This window comes from Nocardia sp. XZ_19_231, from assembly GCF_015355705.1.
GTDB lineage: Bacteria > Actinomycetota > Actinomycetes > Mycobacteriales > Mycobacteriaceae > Nocardia > Nocardia salmonicida.
The window spans coordinates 715,321-735,692 of sequence record NZ_JACUZI010000001.1 but is presented as its reverse complement, the minus strand read 5'-3'; the positions used below and the strand labels follow the sequence as shown (position 1 = coordinate 735,692).

Below are 20,372 nucleotides of genomic sequence, written 5' to 3'. Positions count from 1 at the left end.
ACGGCACGGCGGCGACAAGCCTCCGTGCCGTCCGGGGATTCACTTGTTTGTGCCGCGCCTGCGTATTACGACGGCGACAGCGACCGCGGCGATCACCACCACGCCGGCGGCGATGCCGACCATCATGGTGGTATTGCTGTCGGCGTCCTCGGACTCGGCCTCGGCCGCATCGGTCGCGGTCACCGGCGTTTCGGCGGCGGGGCCGAAGGTCAACGGCACCGAGGCGAGGATCTCGGTCGCGTTCGTCAGGCTGGTGACGCTGATCGTGCAGGCACCGGGCGCTGCGGCGCAATCGGTGGTACCGACGGTGGCTACCAGGGCGATTCCCCCTTTGCCGGGGTTGGGTTGCCACCGCCCCTGCCCGTCGGCGGCGCCGAGCATCGAACCGGCGAGATGACAATCTGCAGGACCGGTGATCTGCGGTTTGCACTGCCCGACCGCCACCGCGGGCATATTCGCGGGCAGTCCGTCCAGCGTCACGGTGACGGTCTGCCCGGCCGCGAGTCCGGTGGACTGACTCACCTGCAAGGTCGGTGCGGCTGCCGCCGGGGTCGCACTCCAGATCGCGGCGACCGCGACGGCCCCGAGAATCCCGAGCGGGGTACCGATGCGTTTCATATCTTCCTCCTGATGGATTTCACAATCGCCGCCGATCGGCGAGGGCACTACCGGCGACAATCACCAGCAAGCCCGCGGTCACCGCCCACAGCACGGTGGATGGGCCTTCGGTATCGGAGTCCGAGCGCAGCGCGGCAGCCGGGGCAGGAGCCGGTGGTGGCGGCGGGCCGGAACCCGCGAAAGCCACCGATACCGCAGCCGAATTGGCTGCGATGACCGCGGGTGGTTCGGTGCCCGGCAGTGGTGCGGCCGCGATCACGCACTGCTGCTGGGTGCAGTCGATGGCGTGGAACGTGTGGTGCGCGGTCAACGTCAGCGGGCCGAAAGTGCCGTCCCCGCCGATATTGACGAAGGTCGCGCCGCCGTCGAGATCACAGTCCTTCAGCCCGTTGGTGAAGCCCTGTTTACACATGCCCACCGCGACCGCCGCCAGGCCGGCCCGAAAGCCGCTGCCGCTGACGGTGATTCGCTGTCCTTCGGTCAGATCGGCGCTCGCGCTGACCTGTATCGCGGCGGGCTCCTGCGCGAATGCCGCTGTCGGAAAGCCGATCAGACATCCGCCGAGCAGTGCGGCCGCGGCCGCTCGGGTCATCGTGGCGAAACCATTCACGGCGCGCCTCCTTCGTTGTGTGAGCTGAGCACGCCCTGCGGAGGTGATGCGGCGTGGTCGTACCTGCCGCAGAGCCAGGCCGCGACGAGTACGCAGGCGGCCAGCACGGTCAGCGCCGATCCGGTACCGACGACCCGACCGAGCAGATCGACGAGTCCCAGACCGATCGAACCCGCGATCGCCGTGACAACGGCGGTAGCGGCGGCGCTATCGGCGCGCGGGCAGAACTCCTCGTCGAGGGCCGTCATCGCACGGGCCGCCGCTGCCAGGGTCACGGCCAGCCCGATCGTCAGCAACACCGGCCCCGATGCGGTCGCCACGAGCACCGGTCCGCCTGCCGCCAGGATCAACAGCACGGGCACGGCGGCCGGTCGACGCCCCGGCAGCGCGACCACGAATACCGCGGGCGCGGCAGCGAACACCAGCCAGGTGAGCTGCTCGGCTCCGAATTCGTTCCAGCGGAACAACAGCAGATGCAGCGCGGGCAGCACCGTGCCCCCGACTGCGAGTCCTACAGCGACATATCCCGACAGCGCGGGACGGGGCACCGCGCCGATGGTGGCCGGGCGGCGCGACATCGGTGCTTCGGCGAGGCGTGCTCGCAACAGTCCAGCGCTCGCACCGAGGACGGCGGTCAGCGCCCCCGCGGCAATCACACCGGCTCCGGGATTCTCGTAGCACCGGCCGGCCAGCCACGCGGCGACGACCAGTCCCGCTGTCGCCGCTGCGTGCATGACGACAAAACTCCGGCGTCCGAGATCGGCTGCGAGAGTACGACCGGCGACCAGCAGCGGCCCGGTGGCAGTACCGGCCACCAGCACCGCGACGGCGAACACCACGACGGTCTCCGCGGCGCCCGCCACCAGAACGGCGATGCCCGCGAGAACACCACACGCACTTGCCATTTCGACCGAAGAGCGCAATCGCCACAGACACAGCAACGCGGCGAACAGACCCAGCGACGCGCCGGTGAGCACGATGTAGCCGACCACTGCGCCGGGCACTCCGACCACACCGCCCAAGGGTTTGGCAAGCAGCACCAGCTGCCCACCGGCGACCGGTCCGGCGGTGACTGCGCAGAGGGCGGCCGACACGGATGCGCGATGTCTCGTCATCCTCAACCTCCACTCATGTTCCGCTGAGCGAAACACAGTTTCACGATTGCCACATTGAACCCGCGGTGCCGACCACTGTCAAGACAGACAGAAAAAGCGGGCTTTCAACGAATTACGGGCGCGTGAAATGTCGAACCACCCCTGGACAGATCCTTCAGAGGGGTACAGAATCAGGGCACTGTTGGAAACAGCGTTTCGTTGTACGAAACGCTGGACGAGTGAGAGGGTCCGAGTTCATGACCCGAGTCGCGGCCGCACAACTCGCCGCGGGAACCGACGTCGCGGTCAACCTCGACGCCTGCCTCCGCATGATCGACGCCGCGGCCGCCGCTGGCGCCGAACTGGTCGTTCTTCCCGAATTCTGTAACCACCTATCTTGGTACGAGGACCGTGCGCACGCGCGCCGAATGGCCTGCACACCCGGCGACACGTTCTGTAGTTCGATCGCGCAGCGGGCGCGCCGACATCGGCTGTTCGTGAAGATCGGCGTCACCCTGGCCCGTGCCGACGGCCGCACCACCGGCACCAGCCTGCTGTTCGGCCCCGACGGCGAACTGCTCGGCGAATCCGACAAGCAGATCCTGATGGGCGCCGAGAACGACTATCTCGATCCGGGCCTGACCGAATCGCCGGTGCTCGAGACTCCCCTGGGCCGGATCGGTATGTACGCCTGCATGGAGGGCGTCATCAACGAGGTCACCCGGTCGCTGGCACTGCGCGGGGCCCAACTGTTACTCAACAGCCTCAACTCCTTCGCCGTCGACGAAGCGAGCCTGCACATTCCGGTACGCGCCGCGGAGAACAAGGTCTGGGTGGTGGCCGCCAACAAGGTCGGCCCCCTGCTCCCCGCCGACCAGTTGCCCTCGATCGCGGACCGCCTCGGAGTGCCGCAGGATCGGCTGCACGGCGCGGGCGAAAGCCAGATCGTCGGCCCCGACGGCGTCCCGGTCGCGGTAGCGCCTGCCACCGGTGAGGCGATCGTCGTCGCCGATATCGACGTGTCACTGGCCGATGACAAACGGCGACCGGACGGCACCGACATCCTCGCCGCGCGCAGGCCCGAGCTCTACGCCCCACTCACCGCCACACCGCGCGGGCGACGCGCGGCGGCCGGGGCCGATTCGCTGAGCACCGCGCTCGCGGTCGCCGACCCGGCTCTACTGGCCCGACTCGCCGCCGACGGAGTCGAGTTGATCGTGCTCCCCGAGCTCGCCAAGATATCGATACCGGAAGTCGTCGACGCACTGAACGGCACAACGACACACGTGGTGCTGAGTGCGCGCGCCGGCGGTGCCCACCACGGTGTGCTGGTCACCGCCGACGGGGTGCTCGGCCGACAAGCTCAATTGCATCCGACCAAACGCCTTCCGTGGCTGACGGAGCCGGGCACCGAATTGACCGTCTTCGACGTGCCATGGGGCCGACTGGCCATCGTGGTCGGCGACGACGCGCTCTTCCCCGAGACCTTCCGGCTGGCCGCGCTCCAGGACGCCGACATCGTGGCAGTGCCCTGCTCGCCGACCGAACCGTGGGAATTGGCACTCGGCCTGTCCGAACGCGCGGCGGAGAACCGGCTCAATGTGGTGGCCGCCGGGAGCGACGAACACGGCGGACTGCTCGGCGCGGTGTACGCGCTCAGCCCCGATTTCACGCTCTGGACCGCGTGGAGCGGCCCGTTCACCGGTGTGATCAGCCACCCGATCGTGACCGTCGCACCGCCCGACGCCGCCGATGTCCGGGCGACCGTGCGGCCGGCGCAAGCCATGAACCGCAACGTATCCAAAGGCACCGACCTGGTGGACGGACGCCCTCGGTGGCCACTGGACGCCATGACCAGGCACGCGCAGTGACGACAGAACCGGAGCAACGATGAGTGAAACCGTGCAACACGTCGAGCAGATGGTCGACGCCACCGCCAGAATCGACGTCACCGAGACGTTCCAGGAATGGCGAGATCTGTTGAGCGGGCTGAAATCCCGGATCGCCGAACGCTTCGAGCTGACCAGAGATCCCTCGACCGAGGCCCTGGAGAACTACGGCGACGCGGCGACCGGACCATCGGGAAGTCTGGCCGCCTTTACCGGCCCCGAGATCGACTGGCTGGTGCATTCCTGGATCGGCGACCCCCGCACCGGTTTCGTCAATCTGCATCTCACCGCGTGGCTCGGACCACAGATCCAGGTCCCACATCTGGGCGTCGCGCTGCTGCTGTGGCCGCAGGGTTGGTTCTATGTCGATGCGGTACCACGCGGCGACCTGGTCGGCGACGGCGACTATTTCGACAGCTACTACGCCGACAACGACGCGCCGTGGTTGGCCTTCAAGGAAGAACATCCCGATTTCACCTGGTTCACCAGCCGCACCGGCTTCATCCGGTCCAGCCTGTCGCCCACCGCGTATTGCTACTCCTTCCCGCCGAATCAGGCCAATCGCGAGACGGTCGCCGAGATTCTCACGGCGCGGGTCGAGCAATGGCTCGGGTGGGTGGACGCGGCGACGCCGGTGCCCGTCGGTGAGCGGGCCCGGTTGGCGGAGCGAGACCTGGCGATCCGTCGCAATATCGCCGAACGCGATCCCGCGAATGCCATGGGCGAGCGGATGTTCGGCGCGGATCTGACCCAGCGTCTGGTGCGTGGCCTGTGGGGCGGCGACCGAGTTCTGCCCAGGCCCGTCGGATGAGTCCGCGCCCGATCCGTCCACACCACGTCGATGAGGTGCCCGCGTGAGACTTGTTCGCTCGCTCTGGTGGTCGGCTCGCACCGCGGGAACCGCACCGTTCGATACCGCCCATCTGAAGGTCTACTACCCCGCGATCGCCACCGGCGACGATGCCGAACGTCTGACCGGCGTCTTCGCACCCGATCCCGCGGCGGTGCCGTATCCGGTGGTCGTGTTCCTGTCCGGTGTCAATGTCGGCCAGGACTCTTACCGCCGATTCGCCACCGCGATCGCCGACAGCGGTTTCGTCGTCGTGACTTTCGACCGGGTGGCCGAATTGTTCGGCGGCCAGCGCGGTCTGACGTGCGGCGTCGACCTGGCCGCCGCCCGCCCGGAGACCTACGGCACCCGCCCGACCTGCCCGACCATCGGCGCGGTCATCGATGCCCTCGCCGAGTTGAACGCGCAGGGCCCGCTGCGCGGGGCACTCGACCTGAACCGGATCGCGCTGGGCGGACACTCGGCGGGCGGCACCGTGGTCTTGCAGTCGGCACGCTTCTTCGATTCCGTCGCGGCGGTGTTCGCGTGGGGCGCGCACACCATGGTGGCGACCATGCTCGGCTGGCCCGCGGGCACCGTCCTGCCGGCGCAGGTCGAGTGCCCGGTCCTGCTCGGCGTCGGCACCAATGACGGTGTCATCGCGGGCAGTGCCGACCGCTATGGCGAGGACGGCGAGACCCGCCCCGATCCGGTGGCTCGCACTTTCCACGAGGCGCTGCCACCAGGCGAGCACCTGCTGGCCGTCATCGAAGGGGCCAATCATTTCGGCATCGCCGACGCCGATCCGACCGCCGCCCGCGCCTTCCTCGACGGCGGCGACGACGCGGATGCGCTGACCCCGTTCGCGCGCCTGACCTCCGCGTTCTTGCGCGCCCACCTGTGCGACTCGAGCACAGCACGAACCGAGCTCGCCGAGTTCGTCGCCGCGGACGTCGTGGCGCCCCACCTACCGGAGCGAGAACAATGCTGAAGAACTTCTGGTACGCACTGGAATTCGCCGACAAGGTCGGCCGCACGCCGAAGAAGGTGACCTGCCTCGGCCAGGACTTCGTGCTGTACCGCACCACAGCCGGGTCGGTGGTGTGCCTGTCGGACCTGTGCGTGCACCGCGGCGGCGCCCTGTCGATGGGGACGGTCACCGACGACTGCATCGCCTGTCCGTACCACGGCTGGCAGTACAACGCCGAAGGCGCCTGCGTGCGGATCCCGGCCAATGCCGAGGATCGGATCATCCCGAAGAAGGCCCGCGTCGACGCCTACCCCACCGAGGAGCGCTACGGCATGATGTGGGCCTTTCTCGGCGATCTGCCCGAGGATCAACGTCCGCCTATTCCGGAGATCCCGGTGCACGATGATCCGAGTTTCCGGGTCGTGCAGTTCGAGATGGAGGTCGAGGCGAACTACGAGCGGACCTTCGAGAACGTCGTCGACGCCTCGCACACGCCCTTCGTGCACGGCACCAGATTCGGCAATCCGGACAAGCCCGAGATTCCGAGTTTCTCCATTCGCCAAGATGATTGGTCCGCGGAGGCCGATATCCAGCTCAGCCCGCCACCGCCCGGCGGGCTGTGGGGGCTGCTGTTCCGCAACAAGCCGCGCCCCGAATTCGTGACGGTCACCAACGGCTGGTACCTGCCCAACGTGGTGAAACTGCACATCAGGCTGCCCATCGGCGATCTGCTGCTCTACGACTTCAATATCCCGCTGTCGCAGGACCGCACCCTGATCAAGATCCTCGGCTACCGGAACTTCTTCACCGGTAAATGGGCCGACGCCGACACCCGCAGAAGAATCAAAGCGATCCTGCTGCAGGACAAACCGATTGTCGAGGGGCAGCGCCCGGAGTTGCTGCCGTTCGACCTCGCCGACGAATTGCACGTCCGCAGCGACGCGCTGCAAATCGCCTACCGGCGCAGGCGCACTCAGCTGATCAAGGACGGCTGGTGGCTGGGCGAGGACGACACCATCACCGGCGACGGACCGCGCCGAACCGCCACCGTCATCGCCTCACCGGCCCGCCGCGACAACCCCGAACTCGCCCAAGCCTGGGTACACAAAGCCCGCAACGGAGGAACACCGCGATGAGCCTGCCCGCCGCACTCAGCGAACGCACCTTGCAGACACTGAGCACCGCACTCGAACTCACTGTCGCCGAAGACATTCCGCTGATCAGCGCGATGTCGCCGGAACCGGTCGGCAGGCTGCGGGTGATGCACGGCGAGCGAATCGACAAGCTCGTCGCCGTCGATCTGGTGGTTCCCGCCATCCACCTCGACAGCCATATGCTCTTCGCCTTCACCCCTGCTGACTCGGCGGTCCCGCATTTCACGCTGGACTCGGTGCACGGCGGCGAGTACTACGCCATGCACCTCGATCTCATTCCGCGTGCCGATCTGGCGGTGAACCTCGCCTATCTCGATGCCGCATTCCTGCCGCTGACCCCGCTACTGGAGGCGGCCTGGCAGCTCGACGGCGTGTCGGCGGCGGCGATCGGTCCGCGGCAGCGGGCGATGATGTCGCCGTGGATGGTCGTCTGTCGAGCCACCGAAACCGCCTTCCGCGCGCTCGACACCACCGTCGACGACTATCTGCGGCATTGGCTCACCCTCGTGGACAAAGGGGTTCCCGCGGTGGACGCCGATACGGCCGTCCGCGACAGCGTGAACCGGGCGAATCTGTTCAGTCCGGAAGTGGATCCGGTCTGGGCGCAGGTGGCCCGACTGCTCGGTGACGATCAGACCGCGCGCGTGCGGGCGGAGCTGCTCGCATGACCGCCGCCGAAGCGCCGAGCCAGTGGCAGCAGCGCATCGCGGGTGAATGGGTCGGCAGGCCGTCGCTGTTCGCCGCCGACGGCGTCTGGCGCGGTTTCGAAGACATCCGCCGCTCATCGGTCTTCGCCGACGGAACGACGACCTACTTCATGGACGGCGGTCTCACCGGCGGCGGCGAACTCGCAGGCCGGTTCGCGCTCGGTGCGCCGTTCGCCTTCGGCGTCGTCGACTCCGACAGCGATCGCCTCTACACCGGCCCCGACTTCTACGGAGCCGGTCGACCGTATGGCAGCTTCGTCGACGCGCACTACTACGGCCCCGGTTGGCAGGTAGGTTTGAACACCTGGAACCTGACACTCGGTGACACCCAGGTGTACTCCTCGGTGCTGTACCAGGGACCGGCCATGGTCGGGGTGTTCAACGGGGTCTACACCCGCGATCCGGCGCTCGCCGACGACCTCGTCGAGCACGAAACACGCTGCGGAGCTACCCCTTTCGTGCTGCCGACCAAAGACGCGTGCCGCTATGTCGGTGACTGCGAACTGTGGGGCGCCGACCAGCAACGCCACGGCACCGTCCACATCGCCGTCGAGGTGACGCCGTCGAGCCTGTTGACCGCCGAGCACCACGTCACCTGGAGCGGCGCGATCGACCGCGAATACCAGGCGACGGTGCGCCGTGACGGCGTCCGTTCGTTCCACGAGGGGCCCGGCGCCTGGGGCAACGCGACGTCCTACGGCCGGGCCAACTACCCGGTGTTGCACTTCCCCGACGGCGCCAAACTCAACGGACGGGAGTTCATGATGGACGCGGAACCCGGCATGGGCGCGGGTGCCGAGCTCGCCGTGGTCTACGAACTGTTCGAGCACAACAGCCTCAGCGCTGTCCTGCACGGGGTGCTGGTGCGCGCATGAGCGGGCCGACGACCAGCACCGTCGTGGTGACCGGCGGCACCCGCGGCATCGGACTCGGCATCGCCCGTGCGCTACTGCGACGCGGCCATCGAGTCGCGGTGTGCGGCACCGATACCGAGCGGATCGACGCACTGCGCGCGGAACTTCCCGAAACCGAACTGCTGGTGGTGTCTGCCGATGTCACCGACCGCGAGCAGCTGCAGGCACTCTGGGACGCGACGGTAGCCCGCTTCGGGGGCGTCGACGTCTGGATCAACAATGCCGGCATCTCGCACACCCGCACACCCGTGTGGGAGCTGCCCGCCGCCGATGCCGCGAAGGTCGTCTCGACCAACCTGCTCGGCGCGATCAACGGCTCCGCCGTCGCGATCGCGGGGATGGCGGCCGCTGGCGGCGGACACGTCTGGAATATGGAAGGCCTCGGCAGCGACGGTCGCACGGTGCCAGGACTGTCGGTCTACGGCGCCAGCAAACGGGCACTGACCTACCTGACCAAGGCCCTGGCGAAGGAGGTCCCCGCCGGGGTGTCCGTCGGCCTGCTCAGCCCGGGCATGGTGGTCACCGACCTGCTGACCCACGGCTACGCCGATCCCGAGGAACTGGCCAAGGCGCGCAAGATATTCAACATCCTCGCCGACCGCGTCGAGACCGTGACGCCCTGGCTGGCCGAGCGCGCCCTCACCCACCGACGCAACGGCGCCCACGTCCGCTGGCTCACCACACCGAAGGTGATCGGCCGCTTCGCCACCGCGGGCTTCCGACGACGCGATCTGTTCGCCGAATGAGCACGGCTGCCATCGACTACCCGCTCTCGCTGGCGATCGAGGATTTCGCGCCGGTGCTGTTCACCACCGCGGGCGTACTGCTGCTGCGCCGCGTGCTCGGCGGCGGCCCGGCGCCGGTAGCGGCCGCGGTGTTCATCGGCGCGGGCGGCCTGGCCAAGGCCACCGCGAAACTCGTCGCCGCGGCGGGCGGCCCTGACCTGCCGTGGCTGAGTGAGATGCTGTTTCCGTTCCTGACTGTGGGATTCGGCCTGCTGTGCCTTGCCGCGTCCCGAACCAAGACGGACACCTCGCCGCGCTGGCTCCGATACCTGGTCGTCGGCCTCACCGCGGTCTGTGCTCTCGGCGCCCTGGCGGCACGCGACTCGATCCCGATGCTGGTCAGCACCACGGTATTCGCGACCATCACGGGAATCTATTTGATCGGCATCGCCCGCGATCGCGGCGACACCGTGGCCGCGGGCCTGTTCGGCGTGCAGCTGCTGAGCTTCTACGTACTGGGTCCGCTCGCCTCCCGCCCGGACCAGACGGTGACGTTGCAGTGGATCGAGCAGTTGTGCAACACCGCGGCCCAAGCCGCATTCCTGGCCGGCGCGTGGCGGCTGGCCGCCGCCACGGCGGTCTCCGAGAAAGCCGTAGCAACCGAGAGATGACTAATGCCTGACGTACTGGGCTGGCGACGCAAGTTCGGCGTACTCGCCCCATCGACGAATACCGTGGTCGAACCAGATTTCGGGCGGATGAGCGTGCCAGGGGTCACCGCGCATTTCGGCCGCATCCACATCCGCGACCAGAACATGAGCGACGACGCGGGCATGTCCCATCTGCTCGACCAGATCCGCGCCGAAATGGACGGGACCTGTGCGCGGATCATGACCTGCGAACCGGACTACATGGTGATGGGGATGTCGGCCGAAACCTTCTGGGGCGGCATCGAAGGCAACCGCAAATTCATCCAGCAGATCCACGAGGCGACCGGGCTGGAGGTCGCCACCGGCGCCGAGGCATGCCGCCGGGCGCTGACGCTCAACGGCGCGAAGCGAATCGGCGTCGTCACGCCCTATCAGCCGATCGGCGACGAAAATGTGGTCCGGTTCTTCGGCGAGCTCGGCTTCGACGTCGCCGCGATCACCGGCCTGCGCTGCCCCACCGCGGTATCGATCGCCCATGTCACCGAGGACACGCTGCGCGACGCCCTGCGGGCGGTGGACAGCGACGATATCGACGCGCTCGTCCAGTGCGGCACGAACCTGTCCATGGTGCGCCTGGCCGATGAGGCCGAACGCTGGCTGGGTAAACCGGTGATCGCCATCAATGCCGCGACCTGGTGGATGGCACTGCGCGACAACGGCATCAACGACCGGATCGAGGGTGCGGGTTCGCTGCTACGGGACCACTGAATTCTCGCCGCAGCCACAGACCGGTGCTCACCAATCCGGCGGCGAGTACCAGCTCGCCCGCATTGCCGAGCACCGGCACCACCGGCGTCGCGCCCGCGACCAGGGTCATCGTCGCCGCCGCGACCGCCAGCACCGAGTAGCGACGCCGACGCCACAGCACGAGCCCGGCCGCGAGCACGACCAGCACCGCGATGATCGCGGGAAACGCGCCGAGGGCCGAGCCGCCGGCGTACCCGTAGCGCAGTGTCCCGGCCCACCACTTCGGCTCCAACACGAGCCCCAGGACGCCGTGCCAGATCCCGATCGCGACAAGCGCCGCGGTCAGTACCATCGCGCCGACCCGGACAACAGTCCGCCGCGCCCCGGACACACCCGCGTGGTCGACCGCGGCGCGGGCCCACAGCACCAGCAGCGGTGTCAGCACCGCGTGCAAGGCGAAGCGCGGCCAGCTCAACGTCTCGAGCAGTCGCCCGACCCCCACTGTGCGCCCCATGGCGATGACGGAGTTGTCGTAGCACAGCGCCAGGCACAACACCGTCGGAAGCACCAGCATCCGGCCGCCACCGGCACGAATCCCGGACAGACCGAGCCACGCGAGGACAAGGTGGCCGAGGGCGAGCAGGCCGAACAGGGCCGAAACGATCACGCGAGAACTCCCCGATTAGTCGGCATGCCGTGTCAATCCTCCAGTAGGCGTCGCGCTTGCCGGATCACGGCCGCGTCCACCATTTTGCCGCCCTCGTCGAGCAGGACGCCACCGGCGGCGGATTCGAAGCGGCCCACGAGTACGCGGGCCCGCTCCAGGTCGGCCACGGCGGGGGTGAACACCTCGTTGACCACGGGGAGCTGCGCGGGATGGATGCAGGCGCGCCCGCGAAACCCCATCCGCGCCAACGCTTTCGTCCGCTCACGCAACCGGTCCAGGTCGCGGAAATCGGTGTCGACGGGCCCCAGCGGCGGCGCGATCCCCGCCGCTGCGCTGGCGAGGACCACATGGGTGCGGATGGCCAACAGTTCGCGTTCGTCGGAACTGGTTTCGATCCCCAGATCGGCGCGCAGATCCGCTTCCCCGAGTTGCAGCCGCCATACCCGAGGGGCGGCGGCAATCGTCTTGGCATCGAGCACGGCGGCAGCGCTCTCCAACAGCGGGCACACCCGGATCGCGCCGACCTGCGGTTCGCACTCCCGCAACACCTCGTCCGCCGCCCGAACCTGTTCCGCTGATTCAGTTTTCGCCAGGCACACCGCAGCCACCGCGGGCAGTGCCACCGCCCGCAAGTCGTCGCGGCACAGCGAACCAGAGTTCACCCGCACCCAGATCCGTTGTCCGGCATCGGCGACCGTGCGCAGCCAAGCGGAGACCTCGGCTCGCGCCGACTCCTTCTGTCGCAGCGGAACGGCATCTTCCAGATCGAGCAGCACTACGTCGGCGGGACCGGCCAGCGCCTTGTCGAACAGTTCCGGTCGATTGCCGGGGACATACAGCGCCGATCTCACCCGCTCACCGCACTTCTCGATTGCCGTAACAGCGTTTCACCTATCGAAACGTATCGCGCTCACACCGGCGCCGTCCAGCCCCGATTCACCACCACACGTCGCCAGGCCACCACTTGACATCCACACCCACGTGGGCGCTAATAAACCATCGCAGTTAAGAAACACCATTTCGCAGAGCGAAACAGGTGTTCCGCCGTTGTTGGAGTCACCATGAGTTCTCGAGGTTCGGCCCTGGCCGCGGCAAGCGCCGCCATCATCGCCGCCTGCGCCCTTGCCATCACCGCACCGACCGCCGGATCGGACGCGTCGCGGCTCCCCGGCACAGTCGATATCCCTTGCACCTCAACCACTTTGCAGCAGAGCGCGGACTGGTACCTGCCGACCGGAACCCCCAGGGGCATGGTCTGGATCCAGCACGGCTTCGCCCGCACCAACAGCAACGTCGCACAGCTGGCGACCGCCTTCGCCGACAGCGGCTATCTGGTCTTCGCGCCCGCACTGCCGTTCATGGATCTCGCCGGATGCACGCTGCAGAATCTCGGCGACAACACCAAATTCCTCGACAACGTCGCGACCCTGTTCGGTACCGCCACCGACCCCGACGGCGCACTCGCGCGCAGCCTCGCGGCCGCGGCCGCACGCGCGGGCATGGTCGCCCCACGACTGCCCAGCGACCTTGTTTTCGTCGGACACTCCGCCGGCGCCGAGGCGGTCGCGTTCGTCGCACATCGCCTCCATGTCGCGCACCCGGAAGTGTTCGCACACCTGCGTGGTCTGGTGTTGCTGGATCCGGTGAAATCCTTTCTCGGCGACAACAGCGACCGCGCACTCGCCGACCTCGACCCCACCGACCTCCCCATCCTGACGATCGCCGCGGCACCGTCGCTGTGCAACAACCTCGGCAGCGGCACTACGGCAGTCCAGCAACAGCTTCATCGACCGTTCCTCGGCATCAGCGTGAGCGACGGCATGCACACCGACGCCGAGGGCACCAGCTCGGATTCACTGGGAACGCTGCTGTGCGGCACCCCGAGCATCTCGAACACGACGATGCTCCGCACACTCGCACTCGGCTGGACCAGCGACTTCCTCACGGGCACCGAGACCCCCGACTACTACCCTGCCACCCCCGAAGCCGCAGTCACCCCCACCGTCGCAGCAGCGCCGACCGCGACGATCCTGCAAGGAAAGTGATCGGGAACCGCCACTCATCCCTGGTCGGGTGCCCGCCCCACCGCGCACGGCTGACGGCGTCTGCCGCTCTCAGGCAGTACGACTAGCGGTCAACGAGGGTGCGCGCACACTTGTGGAGTCACCGCTTCATCACACGGGAAACGTCACCCCGGTGAGCTCTTCGGAGACGGTCCACAGGCGCTGCTGGGCCGCTTGATTATGGGAGTCGGGACTGGAGGTGACCAGCTTCGGATATCCACGGATCTCCCCCCGGTTGCCGGGGCCGTAGTACTGCCCGCCGACAACGGCCGGGTCGGTGGCGGCGCGCAGGGTCGACAGGGCGCCCATGTCGGCCTCCTGGGTGAACAGTGGGGTGAGCAGGGGCGCGAGCCAAGTGACGGGCAGGCGGAGCGCGGCGGGCGTGTTGCGGAGAAGTTCGGTGTTGGACACGCCAGGGTGGGCGGCGACCGCGGCGGTGGTGCCGTGCGATGCGAGCCGACGCTGCAGTTCGTAGGTGAACATCAGATTGGCGAGTTTGGACTGGCCGTAGGCGCCGATGCGACTGTACGAGCGCTCCCACTGCAGATCGTCGAAGTGGATGGCGGCCCGGATGCGATGGCCTGTGCTGCTGACCGTCACGACGCGGGAGCCGGGGACGGGCAGGAGCCGGTCCAGCAGCAGGCCGGTCAGGGCGAAGTGGCCGAGATGATTGGTGCCGAACTGCAGCTCGAAGCCGTCGGCGGTGGTCTGCTTCGGGGTGTACATCACGCCCGCGTTGTTGATCAGAAGGTCGATGCGGGGGTGGGTGGCGCGCAGGTCGGCCGCCGCGGACCGGATCGATTCCAGGGAGGTCAGGTCGAGGGCCTGGACGGTGACGTCGCCGGTGATGCGGGCGGCCGCCTGCTTGCCCTTCTCGACGTCACGGACGGCCAGCACCACCGCCGCCCCTCGCTCGGCCAGCATTCGGGCGGTCTCGAAACCCAGCCCGGTGTTGGCGCCGGTCACGATCGCCACCCGGCCGCGCTGGTCGGGAATGTGCTGCTCGGTCCAGTTACTGCTCATGATGCGCTCCTAAGAAACCGTCGGTCTGTTATAGGCCGAGCTTAAGAGACTGGCGGTCTTATGTCAAGGGACCGGCGGTCTTTAAGCTAGAGTGAGGGCGTGACTTTCCAGCGGGCGCGAAGTGCGGAGCAGCGAAGCATCCGCCGCCGGGCGATCCTGGACACGGCGGCGTCGATGCTCGACGAGATGCCCGTGGCCGAGGTGAGCCTCAACGAACTGAGTCGACGGGTGGGCTTGGCCAAGTCGAACGTCCTGCGATATTTCGAGTCACGCGAGGCGGTGCTGCTCGAACTGCTGGACGACTTCCTGGGAACCTGGCTTGCCGAACTGACGGAGGAGTTGACCGCCGGCATCGAGGCGCACGCGGCACCGGAAGTGCGGGCGGGCCAGCTGGCCGAGATCCTCAGCCAGTCGCTGGCGGACCGGGTGGTGCTGTGCGACCTCTTCGGCGCGCAGGGCGGCGTCCTCGAGCACAACGTCTCGGTCGAGGTGGTCAAGCGGCACAAGCGCTCCTCCCTCACCAAGCTCACAGCCATGACCGAGCTCGTGCACCGCCACCTGCCCGAGCTCGGCGACGGCGCGCAACTGTTCTGCCTGATGAGCCTCGTCTCGGCGGGCGCCCTGTCGTCCTACACCCCGCCACCGCCCAGCCTCCTCGCCGCCTATGCGGACGAGCCCACTCTCGGCGTGCTCCACATGGATCTGCGCGACGCTCTGCGGATCTCCTTCACCTCGTCGCTGCTGGGCGTGCTGCCACGCGCCTGAACCTCTCCGCTTACCGTGAAGGAAACGGCCGTGCATATGGCGCACCTGGTTCGACGGGCCCGCTCGCGCTGTCGCCTACAACGAAATCCGGTGCAGGGCGGGGGCGCTCACACCGAAGACGGCCGTACCAGTACGTCAGGTCGCGGCCTCTGTCGCGGCTGCCTGCCGTCCACGTAGACACCGCCCGCCGGGTGATAGTGGTCGATCCCGGACGCTGCCGGTCCACTCCGGATCGAAAATTCTCACGACCCCAGCTTGAAGAGATCCCCACCGGCGGCATTTCGGCGATCCACACACGAACGGCTCGAACACACTTGTTCCCCAGGGTCGCTCGAGTTTCCAGCTGCGACTTGCCCCTCCGTGGGTCGGCCCGTGTGGCAATGCGCTGGTAGGCGGCTGCGTGCACCCCGTGCGAACGGATCACCGAAAGCGTCGCGTTCAGGATGCCCGTCGTCGTCCAGGATCGTTGGACTTGCCCCGCCGCACCGCGCTCCCTCTGTCGGTCAGAATACGTACCATCGTCCGTACTCGGGTTTCCTATAAGTCGATCTTGGAGGGACCTATGCACAGCCAGATAGTGCAGCGGTGCGCCACGGACCGCGCGCAGGAGCTCCCGGGCGCCGGGCTCGAGCACCCGTTCGGCCCGGACTGGGAGGTGTTCAAGGTGCGGGACAAGGTGTTCATGCTGCTGACCGAGATCACCGGTGAACCGATCGTGATCATCAAAGCCGCGCCGGAGGACGGCAAAGCGCTCCGGGAACAGCACGAGGACATCACACCCGGCTACCACATGAACAAGCAGCACTGGATCACCCTGCACCCGGGCGGAAAGCTACCGAAACGCCTCATCGAGGACCTGGTGACCGAGTCGTACCTGCTCGTCGTGGAGAACCTCCCCCGAGCCGAGCGTCCCGTGGATCCCGCGACCTTCGGAAAGAGCGAGCAGTGACCCTCTCGGGAGAGCAGCTACAGCAGACCGCCCGCGAGACCGCGGCGGACAAACAGCACTGGATCTCCGTCGGCGCGGGCCGGGGCGTGACGAAGCGGCTCGTCGAGGATCTGGTGCACGACTCCTACGACCTAGCCGCCGGCCCCGGGAAGAGATCGTGAATGAGCAGCAGCCTTCGCTGTTCGAGGCCGATAACGCTTCCCGGCCGCTAGCGGATCGGCTGCGGCCTCGTACCCTGACCGATGTCGTCGGTCAGGGCCATCTCCTGGCCGAAGACGCCCCGATCGGCCGGATGGTCGTCGCGCACCGGTTGGCCTCGATGATCCTGTGGGGCCCGCCCGGCTGCGGGAAGACCACCATCGCCCGACTCCTCGCCGAGCAGACCAACCTCATCTTCGAACCGTTGTCGGCGACGTTCTCTGGTGTCGCGGACCTGCGGAAGGTGTTCCACGCAGCGCGGCTACGAAGAGAAGCCGGACAGGGCACGCTGCTGTTCGTCGACGAGATCCACCGCTTCAACCGTGCACAGCAGGACTCGTTCCTGCCCTATGTCGAGGACGGCACGATCGTCCTCGTCGGCGCAACCACAGAGAACCCCAGCTTCGAACTCAACGGCGCATTGCTTTCACGCTGTCAGGTATTCGTCCTGAGACGCCTCGACGCCACCGCCCTGCGCGCGCTCATCGGTCGGGCCGAAACCCTGCTCGGCGCACCGCTACCACTCGACGAGGACGCCCGGCAGGCACTCGTCGCGATGGCGGACGGGGACGGCCGGTACCTGCTGAACATGATCGAGCAGGTGCAGGCGTTGCCCGCACCCGTCGACTCAGCCGCCCTCGCTGCCGCGGTGCAGAAGCGGGCACCGCTGTACGACAAGTCGCAGGAGGGCCACTACAACCTCATCTCCGCGCTACACAAATCGATGCGCGGCTCCGACCCTGATGCCGCTCTGTACTGGCTGGCGCGGATGCTCGACGGCGGCGAGGACCCGTTGTTCATCGCCCGCCGCATCACCCGATTCGCCACCGAAGACATCGGCCTGGCCGATCCCGCCGCGTTGCAGCAGGCCCTCGCCGCATGGGATGTATACGAACGTCTGGGCTCACCCGAAGGCGAACTCGCGATCGCGCAGGCCGTCCTCTACCTGGCGACCGCGCCGAAGTCGATCGGGGTATACCGCGGCTTCAACAAGGCCCGCGCCGCGGCCAAGAGCACCGGCTCCCAGATGCCGCCGGCGCACATTCTCAACGCCCCGACCCGGCTCATGAAGGATCTGGGTTACGGGGCGCACTACCAGTACGACCCCGACACCAAGACCGGCTTCTCCGGGGCGAACTACTTCCCCGACGGCATGCCCCGGCAGACCTTCTACGAACCCTCTACCGGCGGATACGAGCGAGCGATCACCGAACGACTCCGCCACTGGACGCAACTCCGCAATGGCGGCCCCGCCGACGCAGCCCCCGGATCCGACACCGACTGACCCGGCCCCTCACAGCCGAGGCTGCCATACCGCAACCGGGTGCGCTTCTGGACGGGCAAACAGAACCAGAACTCTCCACACAGCCGGAGCAAATTTCCTGGCCGCCCGCGTTCCGTTCTTCGATGTGCCCCGCCGATGACACATCGAGATGGGAACGAAACCAGGCTGCACCGGCGGACCGGCATCGTCAGATCGAATGCAGCCCCTACCTCGAACAATCGGCACTTGACCGACACTTTTACCGCCATGGCCGTCAAGCAGAAGTACGTGCCCTTGGGCAACATTGGCCTGCGCCACGACGACCTACGCCCCACCGCTACACACCGACTGCGATCACTCAAACCGTGAGGCTTAGGGGAGCCCGTGCCCCACGCGTGCACCTAGCCCCGGATCGCGGCGGCCAACAGGGTCAATCACGGTGACACGCGCCGCGGGCGTATGACATGAAAAATCCCCCCGACCAGGCGTTATGTCGAGGGGATTCTGTGGTCCCAGCTGGTTTCGAACCAGCGACCTTCCGCGTGTGAGGCGGACGCTCTCCCGCTGAGCTATGGGACCGAACACTGTGCCGGGCGGGTTTCGAGCCGCTCGAACGAGATGGAACATTAGCACGGAGGGTCGGGATGACACCAAATCGCCTTGTGAAGCGGGGTTTCGGCGAGGCGAAGCCGCGGGAGCCAGTGCTTCGCGCTCGCGCGCGTGCATGCGCGAGCGGGCGATCGATGTCCGTGCAGGTCCCTTCAGGTAGAAGTAATTAACAGATGCGCATATCTATGTTTCACGATGTAGTTGGCGCGGGACCGATGGAGTGGAGATCGGCCCAGGTGTGCGTGGACGACATGCGTGTAATTCACATTTAGGCTGGTTTACCAGGCGATTTGTAGTCTGCGTCGAACGTCGGCTAATGTTCTCATCGCACCGCAGAGAGCAGCAAAGCCGCCAGGCCGAGCCGCTCCCCTAAGTGTGAAGTAAATGCGGATGTGGCGCAGTGGTAGCGCATCACCTTGCCAAGGTGAGGGTCGCGAGTTCGAATCTCGTCATCCGCTCGAGAGGTAGGTAAGGCACTAGCCCCATCCTCCTTTGTACGGTGGAGTGGCCGAGTGGTGAGGCAACGGCCTGCAAAGCCGTGCACACGGGTTCGATTCCCGTCTCCACCTCGCGCGATTAGCTCAGCGGGAGAGCGCTTCCCTGACACGGAAGAGGTCACTGGTTCAATCCCAGTATCGCGCACCACCGTACCGAGTCAGGCCCCCTTTCGAGGGGGCCTGACTTGTTTGCGTTATCGATCGAGTTAGCCGAGCCTGTAACCCAGATCACTCTCAGCACGGTTTCGGAGGGAGCTCCCCTAGTATCGGCACACGGCATCGCCGGGTGGGTCCGGTGCGGGACCGGCGGCACGAAGGGGCAATCGAGTGAGGCAGATCCTGTTGTCGGCGGGGATCGCTCTGGTCGTCACCATCACGCTCACGCCCGGGTTGATCCGGGTCTTCGCGCGGCGGGGGTTCGGACAGGAGATCCGGATCGACGGGCCTGCCAGTCATCAGGCCAAACGCGGGACACCCACGATGGGCGGGTTGGCGATCGGGGCCGGGGTCTGGGCCGGGTATCTGGGATCGCACCTGATCGGGTTGCTGTGGGATGCGCCGGGACCGAGCGCGTCGGGGGTGCTGGTGCTGCTGCTGGCCTCGGCGCTGGGCGTGGTGGGTTTTCTCGATGACTCGATCAAGCTGCGAAAACACCGCAATCTCGGGTTGACCGCGGCCGGTAAGTACGTCGGGCAGGTCGGGGCCGCGGTGGTGTTCGCCGTACTGGTGCTGCGCTTTCCCGGCGCCACGGGGCTGACGCCGGCCGGTCGCAACCTGTCCTATGTCCGCGATATCAGCACCATCACCTTCGCGTCGCTGTTCTTCGTCGCGTTCATCGTGTTGCTGGTGGTCGCGTGGTCGAACGCGGTGAACATCACCGACGGGCTCGACGGGCTGGCGGCGGGTTCGATGAGCCTCACGCTCGGCGCGTACGTGGTGATCACGCTGTGGCAGTACGACAACTCGTGCGAGATCAGCCCCGGACGCGGCTGCTACACCGTGCGCGATCCGCTCGACCTGGCGATGGTCAGTGCCGCGGGCGCTGCCGCGTGTATCGGATTCCTGTGGTGGAACGCGGCGCCGGCCAAGATCTTCATGGGCGACACCGGTTCGCTCGGCTTGGGCGGTCTGCTCGCTGGGCTGTCGATCACCAGCCGCACCGAGCTGCTCGCCGTGGTGATCGGGGCGCTGTTCGTCGCCGAGGTGATGTCGGTGGTGCTGCAGATCGTGGTGTTCCGCACGACCCACACTCGACTGTTCCGGATGGCGCCCTTCCATCACCACTTCGAACTCAACAATTGGCCCGAGACCGCGGTGATCATCCGGTTCTGGGTGCTGGCGGGGATCGCGTCGGCGACAGGGCTGTGCCTGTTCTACAGCGAGTACCTGACCTCGCTCTAGTTGTCGGGGCCTGCGGCTACGCTGACTCG

Annotated in this window: 21 protein-coding genes and 4 tRNA genes; 18 read left to right on the top strand and 7 right to left on the bottom strand. The window is 67.2% G+C overall.

The features are described from left to right. Positions 1–39: 39 nt before the first annotated feature. The 3 genes from IBJ82_RS03205 to IBJ82_RS03195 are packed head-to-tail and all read right to left on the bottom strand — an operon-like array spanning position 40 to position 2,343. Positions 40–618 (bottom strand): neocarzinostatin apoprotein domain-containing protein, encoded by a 579-nt coding sequence (locus IBJ82_RS03205; protein ID WP_194824423.1) that lies wholly within the window; start codon positions 616–618, stop codon positions 40–42. A 19-nt stretch (positions 619–637) separates the two neighbouring features. Next, positions 638–1,228, bottom strand: coding sequence for a neocarzinostatin apoprotein domain-containing protein (locus IBJ82_RS03200; protein ID WP_194824422.1), 591 nt, complete (start codon positions 1,226–1,228; stop codon positions 638–640). Then, the gene (locus IBJ82_RS03195; RefSeq protein ID WP_194824421.1) at positions 1,225–2,343 is read right to left on the bottom strand and encodes a hypothetical protein; all 1,119 of its coding nucleotides are present in this window, start codon (positions 2,341–2,343) and stop codon (positions 1,225–1,227) included. Before IBJ82_RS03195 ends, IBJ82_RS03200 begins: the two co-directional genes overlap by 4 nt. Before the next feature lie 236 nt (positions 2,344–2,579). Here IBJ82_RS03195 and IBJ82_RS03190 point away from each other — a divergent pair, with 236 nt between their 5' ends. Genes IBJ82_RS03190 through IBJ82_RS03150 form a run of 9 tightly spaced genes read left to right on the top strand, consistent with a single transcriptional unit; the run spans position 2,580 to position 10,928 of the window. Then, a complete protein-coding gene (locus tag IBJ82_RS03190) occupies positions 2,580–4,193 on the top strand; it encodes a carbon-nitrogen hydrolase family protein (RefSeq protein WP_194824420.1) in 1,614 nt (537 codons plus the stop codon). Between the two features lie 19 nt (positions 4,194–4,212). Further along, positions 4,213–5,022, top strand: coding sequence for an oxidoreductase (locus IBJ82_RS03185; RefSeq protein WP_194824419.1), 810 nt, complete (start codon positions 4,213–4,215; stop codon positions 5,020–5,022). Between the two features lie 43 nt (positions 5,023–5,065). Beyond that, positions 5,066–6,031, top strand: a complete 966-nt coding sequence (locus IBJ82_RS03180; protein ID WP_194824418.1) for a dienelactone hydrolase family protein — start codon at positions 5,066–5,068, stop codon at positions 6,029–6,031. Further along, complete coding sequence (locus tag IBJ82_RS03175; protein ID WP_194824417.1) at positions 6,025–7,146, top strand: aromatic ring-hydroxylating dioxygenase subunit alpha; 1,122 nt, start codon at positions 6,025–6,027, stop codon at positions 7,144–7,146. Before IBJ82_RS03180 ends, IBJ82_RS03175 begins: the two co-directional genes overlap by 7 nt. Beyond that, on the top strand, positions 7,143–7,832 hold the full coding sequence (locus tag IBJ82_RS03170) for a hypothetical protein (protein ID WP_194824416.1): 690 nt from the start codon (positions 7,143–7,145) through the stop codon (positions 7,830–7,832). Before IBJ82_RS03175 ends, IBJ82_RS03170 begins: the two co-directional genes overlap by 4 nt. After that, positions 7,829–8,746 carry a hypothetical protein gene (locus IBJ82_RS03165; protein WP_194824415.1) on the top strand — a complete coding sequence of 306 codons (918 nt, stop codon included), beginning with the start codon at positions 7,829–7,831 and terminating at the stop codon, positions 8,744–8,746. Before IBJ82_RS03170 ends, IBJ82_RS03165 begins: the two co-directional genes overlap by 4 nt. Continuing rightward, positions 8,743–9,531 (top strand): SDR family oxidoreductase, encoded by a 789-nt coding sequence (locus IBJ82_RS03160; protein WP_194824414.1) that lies wholly within the window; start codon positions 8,743–8,745, stop codon positions 9,529–9,531. The genes IBJ82_RS03165 and IBJ82_RS03160 overlap by 4 nt, the downstream gene beginning before the upstream one ends. Next, entirely contained in the window at positions 9,528–10,181 is a 654-nt protein-coding gene (locus IBJ82_RS03155) for a hypothetical protein (protein ID WP_194824413.1), read from the top strand. Before IBJ82_RS03160 ends, IBJ82_RS03155 begins: the two co-directional genes overlap by 4 nt. 3 nt (positions 10,182–10,184) lie before the next feature. Next, a complete protein-coding gene (locus tag IBJ82_RS03150; protein WP_194824412.1) occupies positions 10,185–10,928 on the top strand; it encodes an arylmalonate decarboxylase in 744 nt (247 codons plus the stop codon). On the opposite strand, the gene IBJ82_RS03145 is transcribed toward IBJ82_RS03150, so the two are convergent. Then, positions 10,882–11,574 (bottom strand): hypothetical protein, encoded by a 693-nt coding sequence (locus tag IBJ82_RS03145; RefSeq protein ID WP_194824411.1) that lies wholly within the window; start codon positions 11,572–11,574, stop codon positions 10,882–10,884. The genes IBJ82_RS03150 and IBJ82_RS03145 overlap by 47 nt on opposite strands. A gap of 32 nt (positions 11,575–11,606) precedes the next feature. Continuing rightward, entirely contained in the window at positions 11,607–12,425 is an 819-nt protein-coding gene (locus IBJ82_RS03140; RefSeq protein ID WP_194824410.1) for a CoA ester lyase, read from the bottom strand. Between the two features lie 210 nt (positions 12,426–12,635). On the opposite strand from IBJ82_RS03140, the gene IBJ82_RS03135 reads away from it, so the two are divergent. Next, positions 12,636–13,619 carry an alpha/beta hydrolase gene (locus tag IBJ82_RS03135; RefSeq protein ID WP_194824409.1) on the top strand — a complete coding sequence of 328 codons (984 nt, stop codon included), beginning with the start codon at positions 12,636–12,638 and terminating at the stop codon, positions 13,617–13,619. A gap of 129 nt (positions 13,620–13,748) precedes the next feature. On the opposite strand, the gene IBJ82_RS03130 is transcribed toward IBJ82_RS03135, so the two are convergent. Further along, positions 13,749–14,660: an SDR family NAD(P)-dependent oxidoreductase gene (locus tag IBJ82_RS03130; protein WP_194824408.1), complete on the bottom strand. Its 912-nt coding sequence runs from the start codon at positions 14,658–14,660 to the stop codon at positions 13,749–13,751. 99 nt (positions 14,661–14,759) lie between these two features. Between IBJ82_RS03130 and IBJ82_RS03125 the strand changes: the two genes are divergently transcribed. The 4 genes from IBJ82_RS03125 to IBJ82_RS03110 all read left to right on the top strand — a co-directional run bounded on the left by IBJ82_RS03125 (position 14,760) and on the right by IBJ82_RS03110 (position 17,857). After that, positions 14,760–15,425 carry a TetR family transcriptional regulator gene (locus IBJ82_RS03125; protein WP_194824407.1) on the top strand — a complete coding sequence of 222 codons (666 nt, stop codon included), beginning with the start codon at positions 14,760–14,762 and terminating at the stop codon, positions 15,423–15,425. Positions 15,426–15,987: 562 nt separating this feature from the next. Beyond that, on the top strand, positions 15,988–16,374 hold the full coding sequence (locus IBJ82_RS03120) for an MmcQ/YjbR family DNA-binding protein (RefSeq protein ID WP_194824406.1): 387 nt from the start codon (positions 15,988–15,990) through the stop codon (positions 16,372–16,374). Further along, positions 16,371–16,535 (top strand): hypothetical protein, encoded by a 165-nt coding sequence (locus IBJ82_RS03115; protein ID WP_228536407.1) that lies wholly within the window; start codon positions 16,371–16,373, stop codon positions 16,533–16,535. The genes IBJ82_RS03120 and IBJ82_RS03115 overlap by 4 nt, the downstream gene beginning before the upstream one ends. Beyond that, complete coding sequence (locus IBJ82_RS03110; RefSeq protein ID WP_194824405.1) at positions 16,532–17,857, top strand: replication-associated recombination protein A; 1,326 nt, start codon at positions 16,532–16,534, stop codon at positions 17,855–17,857. Before IBJ82_RS03115 ends, IBJ82_RS03110 begins: the two co-directional genes overlap by 4 nt. Positions 17,858–18,343: 486 nt before the next feature. Here the strand turns inward: IBJ82_RS03110 and IBJ82_RS03105 are convergent. Beyond that, positions 18,344–18,415: transfer RNA gene (locus IBJ82_RS03105), tRNA-Val, on the bottom strand. A gap of 416 nt (positions 18,416–18,831) precedes the next feature. On the opposite strand from IBJ82_RS03105, the gene IBJ82_RS03100 reads away from it, so the two are divergent. The 4 genes from IBJ82_RS03100 (at position 18,832) to mraY (ending at position 20,343) form a co-directional block, all read left to right on the top strand. After that, a tRNA-Gly gene (locus tag IBJ82_RS03100) sits at positions 18,832–18,903 on the top strand. Between the two features lie 40 nt (positions 18,904–18,943). Further along, positions 18,944–19,014: transfer RNA gene (locus IBJ82_RS03095), tRNA-Cys, on the top strand. A gap of 1 nt (position 19,015) precedes the next feature. After that, positions 19,016–19,090, top strand: a tRNA-Val gene (locus tag IBJ82_RS03090). A 179-nt stretch (positions 19,091–19,269) separates the two neighbouring features. After that, positions 19,270–20,343: a phospho-N-acetylmuramoyl-pentapeptide-transferase gene (gene mraY / locus IBJ82_RS03085; protein WP_194824404.1), complete on the top strand. Its 1,074-nt coding sequence runs from the start codon at positions 19,270–19,272 to the stop codon at positions 20,341–20,343. Positions 20,344–20,372: the final 29 nt, after the last annotated feature.

Bases quoted from the DNA above. Each gene is read 5' to 3' on its own strand.
- IBJ82_RS03205 (WP_194824423.1), bottom strand. From the start codon at position 618: ATGAAACGCATCGGTACCCCGCTCGGGATTCTCGGGGCCGTCGCGGTC.
- IBJ82_RS03195 (WP_194824421.1), bottom strand. From the start codon at position 2,343: ATGACGAGACATCGCGCATCCGTGTCGGCCGCCCTCTGCGCAGTCACC.
- IBJ82_RS03190 (WP_194824420.1), top strand. From the start codon at position 2,580: ATGACCCGAGTCGCGGCCGCACAACTCGCCGCGGGAACCGACGTCGCG.
- IBJ82_RS03185 (WP_194824419.1), top strand. From the start codon at position 4,213: ATGAGTGAAACCGTGCAACACGTCGAGCAGATGGTCGACGCCACCGCC.
- IBJ82_RS03175 (WP_194824417.1), top strand. From the start codon at position 6,025: ATGCTGAAGAACTTCTGGTACGCACTGGAATTCGCCGACAAGGTCGGC.
- IBJ82_RS03170 (WP_194824416.1), top strand. From the start codon at position 7,143: ATGAGCCTGCCCGCCGCACTCAGCGAACGCACCTTGCAGACACTGAGC.
- IBJ82_RS03165 (WP_194824415.1), top strand. From the start codon at position 7,829: ATGACCGCCGCCGAAGCGCCGAGCCAGTGGCAGCAGCGCATCGCGGGT.
- IBJ82_RS03160 (WP_194824414.1), top strand. From the start codon at position 8,743: ATGAGCGGGCCGACGACCAGCACCGTCGTGGTGACCGGCGGCACCCGC.
- IBJ82_RS03155 (WP_194824413.1), top strand. From the start codon at position 9,528: ATGAGCACGGCTGCCATCGACTACCCGCTCTCGCTGGCGATCGAGGAT.
- IBJ82_RS03150 (WP_194824412.1), top strand. From the start codon at position 10,185: ATGCCTGACGTACTGGGCTGGCGACGCAAGTTCGGCGTACTCGCCCCA.
- IBJ82_RS03135 (WP_194824409.1), top strand. From the start codon at position 12,636: ATGAGTTCTCGAGGTTCGGCCCTGGCCGCGGCAAGCGCCGCCATCATC.
- IBJ82_RS03130 (WP_194824408.1), bottom strand. From the start codon at position 14,660: ATGAGCAGTAACTGGACCGAGCAGCACATTCCCGACCAGCGCGGCCGG.
- IBJ82_RS03120 (WP_194824406.1), top strand. From the start codon at position 15,988: ATGCACAGCCAGATAGTGCAGCGGTGCGCCACGGACCGCGCGCAGGAG.